Origin of the sequence: Haladaptatus cibarius D43 (assembly GCF_000710615.1) — an archaeon.
Lineage (GTDB): Archaea > Halobacteriota > Halobacteria > Halobacteriales > Haladaptataceae > Haladaptatus > Haladaptatus cibarius.
The window spans coordinates 56,295-73,570 of the sequence record NZ_JDTH01000001.1; the positions used below are offsets into that span (position 1 = coordinate 56,295).

The following is a 17,276-nucleotide window of genomic DNA, read 5'->3' on the forward strand; positions in this document are numbered from 1 at the left end:
AGAGACAACCACAGTACACGCCCACTTTCGAAACGTATTTTAATCTCACCGGGTAACCACGATATGCGTGTCCGGGTTGGGGTAGTGGACTATCCTCCAGCCTTGTGGAGGCTGGGACGCGGGTTCGATTCTCGCACCTGGACCTTTCTTCCGTACATAACTCCGTGAGCACCGCCTAGCGTGTGCTCACGTTGATGTCACTATACCGTTCTACCAAAATCCACTGATGAAACGACAGATGCTTCGAAAATTAGAGCGGTTCGTCGCGCTGGCTGGCAGGGTCGTGCTGGTCATCGACCGCCTGCGTGAACAAGTCGTCGTCCAGTTGGTCGTCGGCGTCGTCAACCGCCCCGTAGGACGAGATACCGAGCGAGAGCAGGTCTTCGACCGCTTTCTCTCGGTTCAGGAAATCGCCTTGGTCAACGAGACGGTCGATGTCGCTGTCGATACGGTCAGGTATCGCCACTTCGAATTTTGCCATACATCCACTCCGTACCAGAGACGGATTAAATAGCCGGATTCGATGCGAGCGTCAGCGACCGGTGAAAATATGTGAGTTCGAGTGCGTCAGAACACCGACTGCCTACTCCTCGGCGGAGTATTCGACGGTTATCTTGCTGACACCGTAGATGTCGTCCCAGTCTTTGTCCTCGTCCATCAGCAGAATCAGTAGCGTAACCTCACCGTCTGCTCCTGCTTCTTCGAGGCCACCGGGCCGAACGTCGATGACGTATTCACCGTTTTCGTCTTGGGAAACCTCTTGTGTGCGCTCGATGAGCGTGCCGTCGGTGCGAGCGAAACGCGACTCGTTGGTGAGCGACCCGTCAGCGTAGACGAGGAAGTACGGTTCCCCCCGCACAGTGCCGTGTTCCGACGGGTCGATGTTGTCCATCACCGTGTCAGCGTTGATCTGCAGATTGAAGTTCGAATAGCCGCCACTGCTCGCTTCAGTCGTGTCCACGAGTTCGATATTCTGGATTCGAGGTTCGTCGCGGTCTTCCTCGTCCATGTTGTTCTGGAGCGGCGTGTTCGGAGAGGTCGGTTCCGACCACGATTCAGAGTCCGATTCGGTGGTCATCGTCGTCGTGGTGGTTGTCGTCGTAGAAGAGTCCGATGTTTCCGTCGCGGTCTGTTCGGTCGGGGAAGTGCCCGTAGTCGTCGTTTCCGTCGTCGTAGTGTCGGACGAGCCGAAGCCGCTACAGCCAGCCAACAGGACGATGAAAACGACCGCTATCGTGAGAAGTCCGTTGCGTTTCATCCATCCTCGTCGTAACGCCGTGGTGGGATTATTATGGACTCCGTAACCCGCGGATTATGCGTTTCGTAAGCATCAGGAAAAACCATTTGAATCTGAGCAGTAAGCGCACAAAATATAGAAATACAGTTACAGAGGTTCGTTCTCAGTCCAGAAAAACCGCTTAGCTAAAATCTCCCAACCCAGTCTGTGCATCCTCCTCCGCCATCACTTCCTCTACCAACTCCGGCGAATCGTTTTTCGGACTGTTGACCCGCTTCGAGACGGGATAGGCTCGCATCTCGTTGCCGGGGAACGTATCCAGCACGGATTCCAGTTCACTCTCGTCACCGTGAAGCCACCGTGATTCGTCCGCTTCCGCCAGAATCACGGGCATTCGATGGTGAATCTCGCCGACGACGTCGTTCGGTTCGGTCGTGACCACCGTGAACGAGGTTTTCTGCTCGCCGTTCTGCCACGGTTCCCAGAGTCCGGCCATCGCAAACGGCGTTCCGTCCGCTCTGGTCATTCGGTAGGGCTGTTTTCCGGTCGCCGTCTTCTTCCAGTCGTAGAAGCCATCCACGAGGACGAGACAGCGGCGTTCGCGGTAGGCATCCCGAAACGTCGGTTTCTCCGCCAGCGTCTCCGCACGAGCGTTGATGTGACCGCCGTCGAACTCGTTGGCCCAGTGGGGAACGAACCCCCACGTCGGAAAGCGCATTTCGTCCGGTGCGTCGTTTCGGACGACCGGATGGTCTTGGCCCGGCGCGACGTTGTATCGGGGTCGAATCGGGCCGGCCGGTACTGCGTCGAATCGCTCCGTGAGGTCGGCTTCGGGAGCGAACAGTGAGAGACGACCACACATGGAAGAACGTTCGCTCGGAACGGAGTTAAACACGACGTTAGGAGTCAACAGGAGGACAGTTAGGATGGCTGTTCGCGGGGCGTCAGTTCTTCTTCCGAGCGACCACTGCTTTTGATGATGTCGAACGCCGTCATCAGGTCGGTTCGGGAGATGATACCCGCAATCTCCCCCTCGGCGTCGATAACGGGGAGGCGACCGATTCCGTGCTGTTGAATCGTTTCGAGGGCGTCCAAGGCATCGCTGTCGGCAGGAATCGTCTTCACGTCGGTAGACATCACTTCCCGAACTCTGTAGGCGTCGCGTTCGACCTGTCGAACGCTCCGCGCGTCGTCTAGGGTTATCATCCCGACGAGTTCGCCGTCGTCAACAACCGGATAGCCGGTGTGGCGCTGTTGAAACATCATTTCCAGCAGGTCGGCGATGGAGGTGTCCGACGAGACGGTTTCTAAGTCCGCTTCGGCGGTCATCACGTCGCGGACGAGAACGCCGCTGAAAGCCGCCGAGAGGACGGTTTGCTGGGCTTCGCCGGTCGCACCGATGTAGATGAAAAAGGCGATACCGATGAGGATGATGTTGCCAGCGAACAGGCCGAACAGGCCGAGGAGGATGGCAAACAGTTTTCCGACTTCGGCGGCGGTTTGCGTTGCTTCGGCAAACGGACGGGTTCGAGCAAGCAGTGCGCGCAAGACTCGCCCACCATCCATCGGGAAACCGGGCAGAAGGTTGAACACAGCGAGGACGATGTTCATGAGCGCGAGGTAGCCGACGACGAACCGAAGCGCTTCCATCTGCACCGGAATGGCGAACAGCGCGAGATAGGAACCGACGCCAAGAACGATGCTGACGACCGGCCCCGCGATTGCGATGAGCAGTTCTTCGAGCCAGTTTTCCGGTTGGTCGGTAAGGCGGGCGATACCCCCGAAAATCCACAGCGTGATGGATTCTATCGGGAAACCGAAACGCATTGCGACGACCGAATGGCCGAGTTCGTGGAGGACGACGCCAGCAAACAGGCCGACTGCGGCGGCGGTACCGACGACCCACGGCATCATTCCGGTCGTCAGCGGTTCGGTTGTCAGTCCGAGTCCCAACAGTGGATTCATTAGTTCGACCAAATCACCGACTTGCGTCCCGATGAGCCACGCGAACACGGGCAGGACGAGCAGGAAGGTGAGGTCGAGTTTAATCGGGATGCCGAACGCGCTCCCGATTCTGAAGCTACGCATGAGAGTATCTAGCGTCGGAAGCGTCTTAAACTTCTTCGCGCTCAAATCGTCTCCGAAGTATTCAAGGGGGCGCTCTGGGGAGAAAATAGCGTGAGCGGCCCTGAATATTTCAAACGGACAGCAGTAACTCGCCTCGCGGTCGATTCGACTGACCACGAGCACCTGCTAGCGATGGTACGCGAATGGAAGCGAGGGTGCCAAATCGCGGTTAACACCGCGTGGGGGAACTGCCATACGCGCAGTGAGGTACAAAAACTCGCATACGATGTCCTCCGTGAGCGAACCGACCTCGGCAGTCAGCACGCTGTCCTTGCCACCCATCGCGCCGCGGAAGCGATAAAGGGCGTTCTCGATAGGAACGACGGCACGACCGAAAACGCCGAAAAGCCGACTTTTACCAGTCCGACAGTCGTCTACGACACGCGAACGATGACGCTGTTCGACGACAAGGCAGTCAGTTTGACGACGACCGAAGAGCGCGTTCACTGCGACCTCATTTTTCCTGATGGAAGCTATCAGACGCAGTATTTGAACGATGACCGGTGGAAACCGGCAAAGAGCAACCTCCGCTATCGTGACGGCCAGTTCGATTTGCATCTCGGCTTTCGGGCAGAGCGACCGGAAATCGCCGCGTCGGACGAAGTCGAATCGAGCGAAAGCGACGCCACGGTTCTCGGGGTCGCACTCGGCGTCGAAAACGTGGCAGTGACGAGTACGGCCCGATTCTTTTCGGGCGAAGAACTCCACCATCGTCACCGTGAATTTTCGGAACTCCGTACAGACCTCCACGAAACGGACACCCGGAGCGCGCTCCGAACGCTTCGACAGGCGGGGGACAGAAACGATAATTTCGCGCGAGATACCCTCCACACTGTCGCGGGTGGAATTGTCGAGGAAGCCGAAACGCACGGTTGTTCGGTCATCGCATTCGGCGAACTCGAAGCGGTCGGAGAACTGCTTCCTGAGGCCGACGAGTTCCACGCGTGGGCGTTGGAGCGACTGTTCGATTTCGTCGCCTACCGGGCAGAAGAGCGCGGAATCAGGGTCGCACAGGTGAATCCGGAGTACACCAGTCAGCGATGTACGTCCTGCGGGTTCACGCACCCGCAGAATCGCGATGTCGAACGAACTCATTTCGAATGTTTGAAATGTGGCAACGAGGCGAACGACCACTACAATGCGGCGAAAAACGTCGGATTTCGATGCATTCGCCGCGGGCCACTCTCGTCGCGGGGCGTCGGCGCGGAATACTGTGCGCTCGGGTCGGGCCGAGTCACACCGGACGGGGATTTCGTTCCGAACGAGGAACTCGTGGAAGTGCAAAAACCTTAGCCCCTGCCGCGTGAATGGCGGTGTATGGCCGAGCCAATCGTGCGGAACGGAGACGAGATAGAGTACGAAACAGTCGGGGCCGCAGAAGGAATGGCGAAAGGCGTCCTCATCGGCGACGAACAGGGCGCGCCGAACTTTGCGATTCGGCGGTTTACCCTCGAATCCGGGGCAGAAGTGCCGGAACACACGAACGAAGTCGAACACGAACAGTACGTGTTGGAAGGCGAGTACACCGTCGGCATCGAAGACGAAGAGTACGAAGTCAGTGCTGGCGACTCGCTGCTCATTCCTGCTGGTGTCGTTCACTGGTATCGAAACGAGGGCGACGAATCGGGCGCGTTCCTCTGTGCAGTGCCGAACGGGGACGACGAAATCAACCTCGTCTAGCGGTGCTCGGAGAGAGAAATCACGGTGTCGATGGACGCAGATACCCACGCTTCTTCTGCTCGCGTATCGCGCATTCGGATTAGCGGTTGTTCCTTATCCGAACCGTCCTCTATCTCCAAGATAATCTTTTCGTCGAACCGCTGTGGAAGTGTTTCTTCTTGCGTGCCGTCCATTACGTTCTGTCACCTTTGAGGCGCTACTGTGCGCTGACTGGCGCTAACGGATGGACTGGCTTTGTTATGAGCCGGTTGCCGAAACAGTATTTTGGGAATAACACCCGTGATCGAGCGTTATTCTATCATTGACGATTTTCAATGGCCGATTTCAGGAGAGCCGATACCACTTGACACGGCTGGAAAACGGCGTCACTGAACGACGGCGCGATTCGGCCAGTCCGAATCGCTAAAATAGCTTCAGCGTGTAGCACTCGCCGTGTCGAAGCAGGCTCAGCAGGTGGAGACGCTCTTCTGCCACGAAACGGACCGCGGCTATCGAGTCGTCGCCCAGCAGGGCGGAAAGCGGCTGTTCCGGGCAATTCTCGAACTTAAGGAAACGAGTGCCGGGCCGCGTCCGGCGCGATTTATGCAGAAAGACGGGTCGAGTGAAAAGCCACGCAATCCGGGCGAGTTCATCGAACTCGCCCGGGGTGCAGACCGCATTCGGATTTCACAGCAGACCTCGCCTAATGGCCGAGCTGAGCTGAAGGAAATGCTGTCGGGGTATCAACTCGATGCCACGGCTGTTCGAACCTGCCGACTCTGTGCGAACAAGGGAGAATATTCGCCAATCAGCGGTGAGACGGCGATCGATACGGGTGAAGAGTACATCTGTCCCGACTGCGCGACGGAGGAGTTGGAGCGCGAACTCTCCTTCAGGGGGAACCTAACTGGGTCTGCTCAAGACAGACTCGAAGAACTCCTGCTGGAAGTGCAAGATTTACAGCGAATCACGAACTTGCTCAAGGGGCGACTCGATCCGGATTTGACGAAGTTCGACGAAATCAGCGCGAACGTTGAAGATGTGGACTTGAAACGAGTCGATTCGCTGAATCTCCATCCCGGTGTGCAAAATCTACTCGAATCGCGATTCGATACCCTGCTTCCCGTGCAGAGTCTCGCAGTGCAGAACGGACTGCTCGACGGCGACGACCAACTCGTCGTCAGCGCGACCGCGACCGGGAAAACCCTCGTAGGCGAGATGACCGGTCTCGACCGCGTGCTGAACGGGCAGGGCAAAATGCTCTTTCTCGTGCCACTCGTCGCGCTGGCGAACCAGAAACACGAGGATTTCAAAGACGAGTACGGCGACCTCGCAAACGTCACTATCCGGGTCGGTGCGAGTCGCGTGCGCGATGACGGAAACAGGTTCGACCCGAGCGCAGACATTATCGTCGGCACCTACGAGGGTATCGACCACGCGCTCCGAACCGGGCGGGATTTGGGCGACATCGGAACCGTCGTCATCGACGAAGTTCACACCTTGCAAGAGCAAGAACGCGGGCATCGACTCGACGGCCTCATCTCGCGGTTGAAATACTACTGCGAGGAGCGCGCGAAGCAAAAACAGAACTACGGCGGCGCGCAGTGGGTGTACCTCTCCGCGACGGTTGGCAATCCACGCGACCTCGGGCAGGCGCTCGAAGCGAATCTCGTGGAGTTCGAAGAACGACCGGTCGCGCTGGAGCGTCACGTCACCTTCGCCAGCGGGCAGGAAAAACCGAACATCGAGAACAAACTCGTCAAGCGCGAGTTCGACCGCGAATCATCGAAGGGCTATCGCGGCCAGACCATCATCTTCACCAACTCGCGGCGACGTTGTCACGAGATTTCACGAAAGTTGGAGTACAACGCCGCGCCGTACCACGCCGGACTGGATTACGGACGGCGGAAGAAGGTCGAGCGCATGTTCGCCGAACAGGAGCTTTCGGCCGTCGTGACGACCGCGGCACTGGCAGCGGGTGTCGATTTTCCTGCTTCGCAGGTCATCTTCGACTCGCTTGCGATGGGTATCGAATGGCTCACCGTACAGGAGTTCCACCAGATGCTCGGACGCGCCGGTCGCCCGGACTACCACGACCGCGGGAAAGTGTACGTCCTCGTGGAACCCGACGGAAGCTATCACAACAGCATGGAGATGTCGGAGGACGAAGTGGCGTTCAAACTCCTCAAAGGCGAGATGGAAGACGTTCGCACGCTCTACGACGAAAGCGCCGCAATCGAGGAGACGCTGGCAAACGTCACCGTCGGCGGCAGAGCCGCAAAACGCCTGAACGACCGCATGATCGGCGACGTGCCGACGAAGCACGCACTCGGCAAACTGCTAGAATACGAGTTCATCGACGGCTTTTCGCCGACGCACCTCGGGCGCGTCATCACGAGTCACTTCCTTGCACCCGACGAAGCCTTCCGAATCGTGGACGGCATCAGGAAAGACAGACATCCGTTCGACATCGTTGCCGACCTCGAACTGTTCGATGATGACGAGTAACAACCCCGAGCGCGAAACGAAACGCTTTACAGTGCAAGTGCGCTACTCGTGAGTACGGGATCGTGGGGTAGCTTGGTATCCTTTCGGCCTTGGGTGCCGATAACCCCGGTTCAAATCCGGGCGATCCCATTCTTGATTTCTTAGTCCGTGAGCGTCGCTAGCCGTCTGATTTTGGTAATCGGTTGCTTGAAAAAGGAGATGCGGCGAAGTTCCGTCGCTTACTGGCTCTGTTCTGCCTGCGCTTCCGACTCCGCGGTCTCTTCCTCGGTTTCGGTCGAATCGCCGGCCATCGCCGTCTTGATTTTTCGCTTGACGACGAAATAGCCGCCAACTGCAATCGCGCCGAACGCAACTGCACCGACTTTGCCGAATTTTCGGTATCCGAACTTTGCGGCCTTTTTACCGACCGTCAATGGTCCAAGCATAGGGGATGGATTGGTGCACAGCGGAGAAGGTGATGGGGTTGCAATCGCAAGGGGATTATTACGTATCCCAGTCATTGCTGGATTTATTGACTGAAAAGCATGAATGGCGATGGCTCGCTGTAACCGTAATCTCATCAATCAAGAACAATATTGAGAAGAGAAAGATAGAATAACTTATAGCCACATAACACATACTTGATAGCGATGATTTGGGCCGTGATACAAAAACTGATGAATGGTGAGGCTATCGAGAAATGGATAAAACGCGCGGGGGTGGGAAACAACGCCGAAGCGGGAGCGAACGCAGAACAAATCGAAATCATCGAATCGAAACCCGAACGGAGAGCGAAATCCGAATCGGAACCAAAGCAAGTGTCGATGACCGATTTCGCGTCCGAAAGTGGATTGACACCCGAGGAATACATCGTGCGTCTGCTCGAAGGGCACAGCGGTAAACGACGCCAACAGGAACTCATTGCGGAAACCGGCTGGTCGCGTTCGACAGTCAGCAGATTGCTCGGGAGGATGGAAGCACGAGGCGAAATTGTTCGTGTTCGTCTCGGAAATAAAAACGTAGTTTATCTCCCCGATTCTGTGCCCACGTTTGCTCGCCGAATCGACCCTGTTCCAATCCCGGAACGCTGACGAATTTTGCGAAAGTTCTTACGTAATCGGCGACCAAGAGTTGATGAATGGCTCGCGCGGAAAATACGGAACTGGTAGACCGATTCGAGCAGTTCTACCGGCGATATTACGGCGACCAAGTCGGGGAACTCGCCCAGCAGTACCCGAACGAAAAGCGGTCGCTGTACATCGACTGGAACGACCTGTATCGGTACGACGCGGACATCGCAGACGACTACCTCGCGCAACCACAACAGTTGCAAGAGTACGCGGAGGAAGCACTCCGCCTGTACGACCTCCCCGTGGACGTGAGCCTCGGCCAAGCACACGTCCGCCTGCAAGACCTGCCGGAGCACACGGACATCCGCGCAATTCGTGCCCGGCACGTCAATACGATGGTCAGCGTGCAGGGAATCATCCGCAAGGCGACGGGCGTCCGACCGAAGATTCAGGAGGCCGCCTTCGAATGTCAGCGTTGTGGAACGCTGACGCTCATTCCGCAATCCGGTGGCGATTTTCAGGAACCGCACGAATGTCAGGGCTGTGAGCGACAGGGACCGTTCCGAATCAACTTCGACCAGTCCGAGTTCATCGACTCGCAGAAACTCCGCGTGCAGGAGAGTCCGGAAGGACTCCGCGGCGGTGAGACGCCACAGAGCATCGACATCCACATCGAGGACGACATCACCGGCAACGTCTCTCCCGGCGACCACGTGACGGTCACTGGAATCCTCCACCTCGAACAGCAGGGAAGCGGACAGGAGAAGTCCGCCGTTTTCGACGTCTACATGGACGGCGTTTCGGTCGTCATCGAGGACGAAGAGTTCGAGGACATGGACATCACAGACGAGGACAAAGAGGAAATCGTCGAGCTCTCGAACGAACCGGACATCTACGAGCAGATGGTCGATTCCATCGCACCCGCCATCTACGGCTACGAGGAGGAGAAAATAGCGATGATTCTTCAGCTCTTTTCCGGCGTGACCAAACACCTCCCCGACGGGTCGCGGATTCGCGGCGACTTGCATATGCTTCTTATCGGTGATCCGGGTACCGGAAAGAGTCAGATGTTATCATATATTCAACACATTGCACCTCGTTCCGTCTACACCTCCGGTAAGGGCTCCTCCTCAGCAGGTTTAACCGCAGCGGCAGTTCGCGACGACTTCGGTGACGGGCAACAGTGGACACTGGAAGCGGGTGCGCTCGTTCTCGCCGACAAGGGAATCGCGGCAGTGGACGAACTGGACAAAATGAGTCCGGACGACCGCTCCGCCATGCACGAGGGATTGGAACAGCAGAAAATCAGCGTGAGCAAAGCCGGAATTAATGCGACGTTAAAGTCCCGCTGTTCGCTTCTTGGCGCGGCGAACCCGAAGTACGGGCGATTCGACCAGTACGAATCAATCGGGGAGCAAATCGACCTCGAACCCGCGCTCATCTCACGGTTCGACCTCATCTTCACGGTGACGGACAAACCCGACCCAGACCACGACGCACGACTCGCGGAACACATCCTACAAACCAACTTTGCAGGCGAACTGAACACGCAGCGGACGGAAATCAACGCCCCGAACATCAGCGAAGAACAGGTGCAAAGCCAGACGGAAGAGGTCGCCCCGGCAATAGACGCGGAACTCCTTCGAAAGTACATCGCCTACGCGAAATCGAACATCTATCCGACGATGAAACCGGAGGCCCGGGAGGCGATTCGGGATTTCTACGTCGATTTGCGTTCGAAAGGTACGGACGAGGACGCACCGATTCCGGTGACCGCGCGAAAACTAGAGGCACTGGTTCGACTGGCGGAGGCCAGCGCCCGAGTTCGGCTGTCGGATACGGTCGAACAGGAAGACGCGAATCGTGTCATCGAAATCGTTCGGTCGTGTCTACAGGACATCGGTGTTGACCCGGAAACGGGGCAGTTCGACGCCGACGTGGTCGAAACGGGAACGTCGAAAACCCAGCGCGACCGTATCAAAAATATCAAACAGCTCATTGCGAGTATCGAGGAGGAGTACGACGAAGGTGCTCCCGTCGAAGTCGTCCTCGACAGGGCGGACGAAATCGGTTTAGATCCGTCCAAGGCAGAGCACGAAATTAACAAGCTAAAGCAGAAAGGCGAGGTGTACGAACCGTCCACCGACCATCTTCGAACGACCTAACATGGACAGAATTTCCGCACTCCGCAACATCGAGGATGCACTTTCCGCGTTCGAATCCGGCGAGAACGACCTGCAAGCCACAGAGCAGCAAGTGCTAGCGGTACTGAGAACATACGCAACCGAGTTCGAGAGCGAGGGCAATTTGTCCGCATATCGGGCACGAGGAGACAATCGGGCCGACGGTGTCGTCGTCGTTGCGGAGTCAGCGGAATCCGCACGAACGCGGGTTTATGAACTGCTCGGCGACCATGATGTCGATTTCAGGGTAGATATTATATAGCGACTGTCAAAATTTGGAATATGGAAAAATAAATAAACATGCTCCGGGAATAGGAAAGACATAGAACTGCGTTCGCAGGTGTATCAAATGGGACAGCATCGACAAAGATTTCGGGACTTATCCAGCCCATAATAATGCAGGTGGCCAAACGATACACACTGGATGGCACGGGACGGATCACACAAAGATCGAACGCGGTATCGCCGAGGGCAGCCTAGTATGAGCGGTGTTCCGGCGAGTTTGGACGGCGAATCCAGTATTTTAGTTCTCGCACCGTCGATGAGCACGGAGGCCGACGAAACGTGCATCGATCTGCTCACGCAAGCGCCGTCGGAACAGGAAAACGTTCTCTGGGTCACGTTCACTCGGTCGCCGGACGGCTGTTTGCAGGATTGGCTCTCACACGCTGGTGGACGTCCGGCAAATCTCCGGTTTCTGAGCGTGGGAGAGACGGTTCGCTCCGTTGCCGCATCCTCGTCCGTGCACGAGACGCCGAACGAAGCGGTTATCGACACCCTCTCCAATCCCGGCGATTTGACCGGACTTGGAATCAAAGTCAGCGAAATCCTCCAGCAGTGGCACGGAAACGGCTACGAGACTGTTGCGTGTTTCCATTCGCTCACCGCCCTGCTCCAGTACTCCGACGTACAAACCGTCTACAAGTTCCTTCACGTGCTCACGGGACGCTTCGCCACCGCGGACGTGAGCGCTCATTTCCACCTTGACCCCGAAGCCCACGATTTACAAACAATCAACACGCTGAAAACGCTGTTCGACGCCGTTGCGGAACTCGATGACGGCGATTGGTCGGTTAGAACGCGCTAGAGTAATTTTTAAACCATATCGACCAAGATAAATAAATATAGTTGATATGTTACTAGTGGTTACGTACTCTCAGTCCGCTCGGCAGACGCTTCGAAACGTCTGCACGACATACGAGGAGTGCGTCGTTCGCCGATTCGGGCGTGCCGTTTTACTGTGTGAGACGGAACTGAGTGCGTTCCTCGCGCTTCGTCTCCGCGAAAAACACGGGACGGACGTACAAATCGAACGTACCACGCCGCTGAACGAGTTTCAGGAAGTGCCGGAATCGGTTCGAGACGCCGCGTGCGCGTACGAAAATCGCGAACATCCGAGCACGTCGTACAGCAAGTTCGCGGTCGGAACTGACCATCCGTCTCCGGATAATATGCGCGACGAAGAACTGTGAGGACGTGCCGTCGATGAAAGTTAGAATCAACGGTGAAACCCTGACCGGACGCGCTATCGACCTGCGAGAATGGTCAGTGACGCCGATCGAGGCTGTCGCCGCAGTTCAAGAGAACGTAGAAGCAGACGACGGATCGCTCACAGTTGATGGCCCCGAACCCAGACCGGTACACAAACACGTCGGACTCATCGAACCGAAGCTGTCGCTCGCCGTTCGGCCTGCGATGGCCAGCGCCGCACGCTCCAACGGTTTAAGCGCGCCACAGGACGAGGAGATAGCGATACTCACGAAAAAGATGAATTCGTTCGATGTGCGGGACGTTTCGCTCCGGTCAAAGCGACGGCGAGTTGCGGACGCCAGCGGGTCGGAAACGGAACTTCGAGAGCAAGTTGCGGCGCTTCGAGGACGGGTACAGACGCTCCGAGAAACGGACATGGATACGGAATCGGCCGAATCGAGGCTTCGAGAGGCGACACAAAAACTCTCGGAGATGGAAACGGAGCGAATCGCCGCCCAACAGGCGCTCGAACAGGCACAGAAACGACTGCACTCGGTACGAGACGAACGGGCCGAACATCTGCGCCTCCGCGACCGGAAGGAGAATCTCGAACGAGACGCTCGAAAATACCTCGCACAGCAGATTCGAGAAGAGTTCGTATCCGCAGTTTCGGCGGTTCCGAGGGATGAAAACGGAGAGAGACAAATGACGGACTCGGCTCGTCCGGGGCAGTTCGAAGGTGACTCGATAACTGCAGCGTTAGCGACGGCACGAATCGCAAATATTCAGGCACCAATCGTTCTTTCGTGCGGCCGATTCGAGACTGCGAAATCGGCGAGCGACTGTCTCGATACTCCTGTGCTACAGGTTTAAGAGAGAAGACGAACCCAACCCGGGGCATGGTGACGCTACGCTGGGCCACGGACGAACAGTCGGACGGACGAAAAACAATCACGTTGGTCGAACTGGTAATCGAAAACTCGACGGAGACGCCAGTTCGGATACGCGTCGGCAATCGACTCGATGGACGGGTTTGGCCACCTCGTCGAGAAGGTGTTCCGGAAACCGGATGGGACGACGGTGGATTCGAAGGCGTCGTGGCTGCTGGCGAACGACGGTCGCTCGGCTACGCGAGTCCGTCGAAACTGACCGAACCGGACGACGTTCCTGCCGAAATCGTCTGGACTGAACGGGCGGCCGAACCGCGAAGCGAGGAAACGCTCGGAGGAAGCGATTTCGACGGTGGGGATGCGTTCGAAGAGATTCAACCGACGGCAGAAAGCGTCGTTCGAGCGCTCGGCGATTCTCGACCCCCCGCAGATGTCGTGGCGATACCGACCAATCCCGAACTACCGGAGGCGGTTAAATCGTGGCTATCGCGGGTCGAAGCGCGAATCGAGCGCCGCAAACGAACGGGACGTACCGGGGGAGAGTCGTTTGCGGACGACAAACGGGCGCTTCGTGCAGTCGCAGAGCGAATTGCCAATCTGCGAGAGCAAGTCGGAGCAGACGGATGATTGTGGCAGTGACGGGTGGAAAAGGAGGGGTCGGGAAATCGACCGTCGCGCTGAATCTCGGAAACGAACTCGATGCCGTCGTCGTGGATGCAGACCTTGCGATGGCAGACCTTCCGACGACACGCGGTCCGGACTTACACGACGTGCTTGCGGGGCGTGCGGAACCACTCGAAGCGATTTCGACGGTCGGAACGGTTTCCCTGCTGTCCTGCGGGCGTACTCTCGCTGGCGCGCGAGGATGCGATTTGCTGGCGTTCACTAAAGTGATTGAACAGATTACAGAGGAATACGAACACATCGTCATCGACTGCCCAGCAGGAATGGCCGCGGATGCGGGACTGCCGCTGGTCGCCGCGGATTCGTGTTTGCTCGTCACGATTCCCCAGCGATTCGCGTTGGCGGATGCAGTTCGGACGAGAATGCTGGCACGGCAACTCGATACTGGTCTTTTACGAGTGGTGTTGAATAGAACTGAAAAGAATCCACCGGTTGAAATCGTCGAACGAACGTTGGGTGCACCGGTAACCGCAATTCCGGAGTCAAAAACAGTTGCGCAGGCACAACGACACGGTCGGCCAGTTGCAACGGCTGCACCGGAGAGCAAATCAGCGGAACGATTCGCGGAGCTCGGACGGGCGGTTCACCGCTGTAGGTCGTGATACGTCGAACGGAGTGTAACCGGCGTTACGTCTGCGACTTCTGCGGCGGCGCGCTGGGTGACCTTCTCGTTGCATTCGCGGGCGGCGGCGTAGAGACAGGCCGCGGCGACGCCGCTCGGATTGCGGCCGCTGACGAGATTTTGTGTTTCCGCCGCTTCGACGAATTTCGTCGCGCATCGTTCAACCGCCATCGGCAAGTCGAGCTGGCTGGCGAATCGGGGGAGATACTCGCGTGGGTCGATTGGGCCGGTCGGAAGGCCAAGTTCGCGGTTCAGTGCATCGTAAGCGACAGTCAGTTCGTCCCGTTCGGCACGTGCTTTTTCGACGACTTCGTCGAGCGTCCGCGAGACGGTTGCGGTGCGGCAAGTCGCGTAGACGGCCGCCGCGGCGAATCCTTCCAGCGAGCGACCGCGAAGTAAGTCTTCGTTTTGTGCGGATTCGAACAGTACGCAGGCTTGGTCGCGCACGTTCATGGGGAGTTGGAGCGCACCGACGAGACGGCGAATCTCGGTGAATCCGTACACCTGATTCCGCTCGGATTTCGAGGAGATTCTGGCGCGGTTGTGTTGCCGACGCATTCGCGTTATCTGCCGTCGTTTGCGACCGGTCAATCGAACCGAACTGTCTCGATAGCCGATTTCGGTGGACAGGCCGCGGTCGTGTCGGGAACGCGTCAGCGGCGCACCGGTTCGTTTCTTGTCCGTCTCGTCGTCGCTGAACGACCGCCACTCCGGCCCGCGGTCTAAGTTGTCCTCTGCGACGACGAGGCCGCATTCGGTGCAGACGGCTTCTGCGCCGTGTTCGCGGACTCGACTTCTACATTCTGGGCACGTTTTTCCGTGTGTCTGTGTCGTACTCATCTCAGTGAAAACTTCTCCCGAGATGGTATTTAAACGAGCGGAGAAATCGGGGTAAAGGAGTGGTTCGGTGGAACAGAGCGTACCGGTTACCGGTACGTCCTCCCAGTCAGATAATTACCAAATTTGATACCTGTCACAAACATTCAAGTCGGTGAGAAGACAAGAAGACCATATGGCGCTGTCGGATATTGCGGAAGGGTTGGAGGTGACGACCGAGCAGAGAAACCGCGGTGTCGCAACCGTGGACGACACCGGCCGAAACCTCTGCGAACGACTGGAAGCGTTTGCCAACGGCCTTCCGTGTGATGCCGACACGGCGGAAAAAATATTGGAATCTCACGCCTCCGGAACATCTGTCGGCGAAAGTGCACGTAAAAGCGGAGTCGCACCGATTACCGCGGCAAAGACGCTCCATCTACTCGGCGTACACGGCGTTTCGCCACTTCCGCCGATGGGTCACGAAATCATTCGGGATTGGCTGTCGGCCGACCTTTCTCGCTCGGAAGCGCGGGCGTTGACCGGCGCGAACGAAACCGAGTTCGCACTGGCGACGTTTATCGAAACGCACGAACCGATAGAGGGTGCGGCGGAGGTAGTCGAAGGCGCGTTAACGTTCGGCGGCGATGCCGCAGTGAGAAAGCGGGATGCGCTGGCGGAGACGATGAGCGGTGTCGGCGACTTGTTCTAATCCGAAGCGCAGAGAATCGTTTCGTCGGTTATCATTTTTTAATCGTCGATTGACAATCGACGATTACGAAAGCGATTCCGGCAAATAGTCGTTCGGGTCAATGTCTAGGAGACTGTCTTCAGGAAACTCGATGGCGAGCGACGTGTCGAAGACGATTTCGGCAGCGAGCGCGACAGCAGGTGAGAACGACGTATCGAGGTCGGGAGCACTCGCCGGAGCGTTTTCGGTGGAAGTCGTTTCGCTCGGCGGAATTGCCAGTTCGTCGGTGAGTGGATGGTCACCGTCCGCTCCTGCACGATTGGCGATGACAGTGTCCGCACTCGTCCCAAGGTCGGCCAATCTGCCACGCATGGCTTGCACAGCGTCCGAACCATAACGAGACGCGGGCGCAACCAGTGCGATGGAATCGGCGGCATTTACCGCCGCAACGGCCTGATTCGACGCGACTGGCGGCGTATCGATGAGAACGTGGTCAAACCGATTCGCCGCGGTTTCGACGAGCGTTTCGAATCGCTTTGCCGCATCAACTGTCTTCGCGCGTGCGAGTCGTTCGAACGGTGCGTACACCGGACAGAGCGCGAGTCGCCCGGGCGTTTCGACAGGGTGGTCGATGAGCGCCTCGTTCAGTTCGTCCTCGTCAGGGTCGATCTCGCCGTCGGCCAGAAGCGCGGTGAGGTCGGTGTCGATACGCCCGGGAACGTGGCGGGCCAAGCCTTGCGTGGCGAACGCGGCGTCGAAAATTGCTACGTCGCGGCCAGCGTGTGTGAGGATGGCCCCAAGTTCGACGCAGAGGCGTGTCGTTCCTGCTCCGCCAGTTGCACCGACAAATGCGGTAGTTCGTTTCACGGGTCTACCGCGGAATAGATTCGTGCTGGTATAAAAAATCTGGGAGTTACCGGGCGTCGGCGATGTCACCGGCGATTTCATCCAGTTCATCGTCGGAGAGGTCGGGCGTGCTTCCCGCGATGGCGTGAATCGGGTTGCCGCCGTCGCCGTCGAATCGAGGGATAATGTGTGCGTGAACGTGCGGAACTTCCTGTCCGGCCGCCTCGCCATTGTTGAACGCGACGTTGCTCGCGTCGGCATCAACCGCGTCCTCGACTGCGGGCGTGAGTCGGTGAAGCACCGAAAACAGGTCGCTGGCGGTATCTTCGGGCACATCGGAAAGCGTTTCGTGATGAGTCTTCGGAATGACGAGCGTGTGGCCCGGCGCGAGGGGATTCACGTCGAGGAACGCGAACACGGTGTCGTCCTCGTAGACGGTCTTGCTCGGGATGTCGCCTGCGACGATTTGGCAGAAGATGCAGTCGTTGGCCATG

Annotated in this window: 21 protein-coding genes and 2 tRNA genes; 14 read left to right on the forward strand and 9 right to left on the reverse strand. The window is 57.6% G+C overall.

Going from position 1 to position 17,276, the window contains the following annotated elements; all coding sequences use genetic code 11:
• The first annotated feature begins 70 nt into the window (after positions 1-70).
• Positions 71-143, forward strand: a tRNA-His gene (locus tag HL45_RS00300).
• 107 nt (positions 144-250) lie between these two features.
• Here the strand turns inward: HL45_RS00300 and HL45_RS00305 are convergent.
• From HL45_RS00305 to HL45_RS00320, 4 genes are all read right to left on the reverse strand, one after another.
• The gene (locus tag HL45_RS00305) at positions 251-481 is read right to left on the reverse strand and encodes a DUF7120 family protein (protein WP_049969122.1); all 231 of its coding nucleotides are present in this window, start codon (positions 479-481) and stop codon (positions 251-253) included.
• A gap of 102 nt (positions 482-583) precedes the next feature.
• A complete protein-coding gene (locus tag HL45_RS00310; RefSeq protein WP_049969123.1) occupies positions 584-1,258 on the reverse strand; it encodes a hypothetical protein in 675 nt (224 codons plus the stop codon).
• 160 nt (positions 1,259-1,418) lie between these two features.
• Positions 1,419-2,099 (reverse strand): SOS response-associated peptidase, encoded by a 681-nt coding sequence (locus HL45_RS00315; RefSeq protein WP_049969124.1) that lies wholly within the window; start codon positions 2,097-2,099, stop codon positions 1,419-1,421.
• Positions 2,100-2,158: 59 nt separating this feature from the next.
• Positions 2,159-3,325 carry a M50 family metallopeptidase gene (locus HL45_RS00320; RefSeq protein ID WP_049969126.1) on the reverse strand — a complete coding sequence of 389 codons (1,167 nt, stop codon included), beginning with the start codon at positions 3,323-3,325 and terminating at the stop codon, positions 2,159-2,161.
• Between the two features lie 90 nt (positions 3,326-3,415).
• Between HL45_RS00320 and HL45_RS00325 the strand changes: the two genes are divergently transcribed.
• Positions 3,416-4,657, forward strand: a complete 1,242-nt coding sequence (locus tag HL45_RS00325) for an RNA-guided endonuclease InsQ/TnpB family protein (RefSeq protein WP_049969127.1) — start codon at positions 3,416-3,418, stop codon at positions 4,655-4,657.
• Between the two features lie 24 nt (positions 4,658-4,681).
• The gene (locus tag HL45_RS00330) at positions 4,682-5,044 is read left to right on the forward strand and encodes a cupin domain-containing protein (RefSeq protein ID WP_049969129.1); all 363 of its coding nucleotides are present in this window, start codon (positions 4,682-4,684) and stop codon (positions 5,042-5,044) included.
• On the opposite strand, the gene HL45_RS21025 is transcribed toward HL45_RS00330, so the two are convergent.
• Positions 5,041-5,217, reverse strand: a complete 177-nt coding sequence (locus tag HL45_RS21025) for a hypothetical protein (protein ID WP_162833828.1) — start codon at positions 5,215-5,217, stop codon at positions 5,041-5,043. The two genes, HL45_RS00330 and HL45_RS21025, sit on opposite strands and share 4 nt — an antisense overlap.
• 259 nt (positions 5,218-5,476) lie before the next feature.
• On the opposite strand from HL45_RS21025, the gene HL45_RS00335 reads away from it, so the two are divergent.
• Together HL45_RS00335 and HL45_RS00340 are read left to right on the forward strand one after the other, a co-directional pair.
• Positions 5,477-7,531 (forward strand): DEAD/DEAH box helicase, encoded by a 2,055-nt coding sequence (locus HL45_RS00335; protein ID WP_049969130.1) that lies wholly within the window; start codon positions 5,477-5,479, stop codon positions 7,529-7,531.
• 56 nt (positions 7,532-7,587) lie between these two features.
• Positions 7,588-7,660: transfer RNA gene (locus HL45_RS00340), tRNA-Pro, on the forward strand.
• 89 nt (positions 7,661-7,749) lie between these two features.
• On the opposite strand, the gene HL45_RS00345 is transcribed toward HL45_RS00340, so the two are convergent.
• Positions 7,750-7,956 carry a hypothetical protein gene (locus HL45_RS00345; RefSeq protein ID WP_049969131.1) on the reverse strand — a complete coding sequence of 69 codons (207 nt, stop codon included), beginning with the start codon at positions 7,954-7,956 and terminating at the stop codon, positions 7,750-7,752.
• A gap of 231 nt (positions 7,957-8,187) precedes the next feature.
• On the opposite strand from HL45_RS00345, the gene HL45_RS00350 reads away from it, so the two are divergent.
• The 8 genes from HL45_RS00350 (at position 8,188) to HL45_RS00385 (ending at position 14,409) form a co-directional block, all read left to right on the forward strand.
• Positions 8,188-8,601, forward strand: a complete 414-nt coding sequence (locus tag HL45_RS00350) for a helix-turn-helix transcriptional regulator (RefSeq protein ID WP_158413645.1) — start codon at positions 8,188-8,190, stop codon at positions 8,599-8,601.
• 47 nt (positions 8,602-8,648) lie between these two features.
• A complete protein-coding gene (locus HL45_RS00355) occupies positions 8,649-10,745 on the forward strand; it encodes a minichromosome maintenance protein MCM (protein ID WP_049969134.1) in 2,097 nt (698 codons plus the stop codon).
• A 1-nt stretch (position 10,746) separates the two neighbouring features.
• Positions 10,747-11,025, forward strand: coding sequence for a DUF7854 family protein (locus HL45_RS00360; RefSeq protein WP_049969135.1), 279 nt, complete (start codon positions 10,747-10,749; stop codon positions 11,023-11,025).
• A gap of 219 nt (positions 11,026-11,244) precedes the next feature.
• Positions 11,245-11,850, forward strand: coding sequence for a DUF7504 family protein (locus HL45_RS00365; protein WP_049969137.1), 606 nt, complete (start codon positions 11,245-11,247; stop codon positions 11,848-11,850).
• Positions 11,851-11,896: 46 nt separating this feature from the next.
• On the forward strand, positions 11,897-12,235 hold the full coding sequence (locus HL45_RS00370) for a DUF7855 family protein (protein WP_049969138.1): 339 nt from the start codon (positions 11,897-11,899) through the stop codon (positions 12,233-12,235).
• Between the two features lie 13 nt (positions 12,236-12,248).
• Positions 12,249-13,106 (forward strand): DUF7856 family protein, encoded by an 858-nt coding sequence (locus tag HL45_RS00375; protein WP_049969139.1) that lies wholly within the window; start codon positions 12,249-12,251, stop codon positions 13,104-13,106.
• Positions 13,107-13,132: 26 nt separating this feature from the next.
• Positions 13,133-13,750 (forward strand): DUF7857 domain-containing protein, encoded by a 618-nt coding sequence (locus HL45_RS00380; RefSeq protein ID WP_049969140.1) that lies wholly within the window; start codon positions 13,133-13,135, stop codon positions 13,748-13,750.
• Positions 13,747-14,409 (forward strand): MinD/ParA family ATP-binding protein, encoded by a 663-nt coding sequence (locus tag HL45_RS00385; RefSeq protein ID WP_049969141.1) that lies wholly within the window; start codon positions 13,747-13,749, stop codon positions 14,407-14,409. The genes HL45_RS00380 and HL45_RS00385 overlap by 4 nt, the downstream gene beginning before the upstream one ends.
• Here HL45_RS00385 and HL45_RS00390 read toward each other — a convergent pair.
• Positions 14,391-15,269: a transcription initiation factor IIB gene (locus HL45_RS00390; protein WP_049969142.1), complete on the reverse strand. Its 879-nt coding sequence runs from the start codon at positions 15,267-15,269 to the stop codon at positions 14,391-14,393. The two genes, HL45_RS00385 and HL45_RS00390, sit on opposite strands and share 19 nt — an antisense overlap.
• 172 nt (positions 15,270-15,441) lie before the next feature.
• Here HL45_RS00390 and HL45_RS00395 point away from each other — a divergent pair, with 172 nt between their 5' ends.
• Positions 15,442-15,957, forward strand: coding sequence for a DUF7858 family protein (locus tag HL45_RS00395; RefSeq protein WP_049969143.1), 516 nt, complete (start codon positions 15,442-15,444; stop codon positions 15,955-15,957).
• Between the two features lie 63 nt (positions 15,958-16,020).
• Here HL45_RS00395 and HL45_RS00400 read toward each other — a convergent pair whose 3' ends face one another.
• Positions 16,021-16,803 carry an AAA family ATPase gene (locus tag HL45_RS00400; protein ID WP_049969144.1) on the reverse strand — a complete coding sequence of 261 codons (783 nt, stop codon included), beginning with the start codon at positions 16,801-16,803 and terminating at the stop codon, positions 16,021-16,023.
• 46 nt (positions 16,804-16,849) lie between these two features.
• Positions 16,850-17,275, reverse strand: coding sequence for an HIT family protein (locus HL45_RS00405; protein WP_049969145.1), 426 nt, complete (start codon positions 17,273-17,275; stop codon positions 16,850-16,852).
• Between the last annotated feature and the right edge of the window lies 1 nt (position 17,276).

Excerpts from the sequence above, each read along its gene's own strand:
- HL45_RS00395 (WP_049969143.1), top strand. The coding sequence starts at position 15,442 with ATGGCGCTGTCGGATATTGCGGAAGGGTTGGAGGTGACGACCGAGCAG.
- HL45_RS00375 (WP_049969139.1), top strand. The coding sequence starts at position 12,249 with ATGAAAGTTAGAATCAACGGTGAAACCCTGACCGGACGCGCTATCGAC.
- HL45_RS00390 (WP_049969142.1), bottom strand. The coding sequence starts at position 15,269 with ATGAGTACGACACAGACACACGGAAAAACGTGCCCAGAATGTAGAAGT.
- HL45_RS00305 (WP_049969122.1), bottom strand. The coding sequence starts at position 481 with ATGGCAAAATTCGAAGTGGCGATACCTGACCGTATCGACAGCGACATC.
- HL45_RS00380 (WP_049969140.1), top strand. The coding sequence starts at position 13,133 with ATGGTGACGCTACGCTGGGCCACGGACGAACAGTCGGACGGACGAAAA.
- HL45_RS00365 (WP_049969137.1), top strand. The coding sequence starts at position 11,245 with ATGAGCGGTGTTCCGGCGAGTTTGGACGGCGAATCCAGTATTTTAGTT.
- HL45_RS00405 (WP_049969145.1), bottom strand. The coding sequence starts at position 17,275 with ATGGCCAACGACTGCATCTTCTGCCAAATCGTCGCAGGCGACATCCCG.
- HL45_RS00385 (WP_049969141.1), top strand. The coding sequence starts at position 13,747 with ATGATTGTGGCAGTGACGGGTGGAAAAGGAGGGGTCGGGAAATCGACC.
- HL45_RS00360 (WP_049969135.1), top strand. The coding sequence starts at position 10,747 with ATGGACAGAATTTCCGCACTCCGCAACATCGAGGATGCACTTTCCGCG.
- HL45_RS00330 (WP_049969129.1), top strand. The coding sequence starts at position 4,682 with ATGGCCGAGCCAATCGTGCGGAACGGAGACGAGATAGAGTACGAAACA.
- HL45_RS00370 (WP_049969138.1), top strand. The coding sequence starts at position 11,897 with ATGTTACTAGTGGTTACGTACTCTCAGTCCGCTCGGCAGACGCTTCGA.
- HL45_RS21025 (WP_162833828.1), bottom strand. The coding sequence starts at position 5,217 with ATGGACGGCACGCAAGAAGAAACACTTCCACAGCGGTTCGACGAAAAG.
- HL45_RS00355 (WP_049969134.1), top strand. The coding sequence starts at position 8,649 with ATGGCTCGCGCGGAAAATACGGAACTGGTAGACCGATTCGAGCAGTTC.
- HL45_RS00315 (WP_049969124.1), bottom strand. The coding sequence starts at position 2,099 with ATGTGTGGTCGTCTCTCACTGTTCGCTCCCGAAGCCGACCTCACGGAG.
- HL45_RS00350 (WP_158413645.1), top strand. The coding sequence starts at position 8,188 with ATGAATGGTGAGGCTATCGAGAAATGGATAAAACGCGCGGGGGTGGGA.
- HL45_RS00310 (WP_049969123.1), bottom strand. The coding sequence starts at position 1,258 with ATGAAACGCAACGGACTTCTCACGATAGCGGTCGTTTTCATCGTCCTG.
- HL45_RS00320 (WP_049969126.1), bottom strand. The coding sequence starts at position 3,325 with ATGCGTAGCTTCAGAATCGGGAGCGCGTTCGGCATCCCGATTAAACTC.
- HL45_RS00345 (WP_049969131.1), bottom strand. The coding sequence starts at position 7,956 with ATGCTTGGACCATTGACGGTCGGTAAAAAGGCCGCAAAGTTCGGATAC.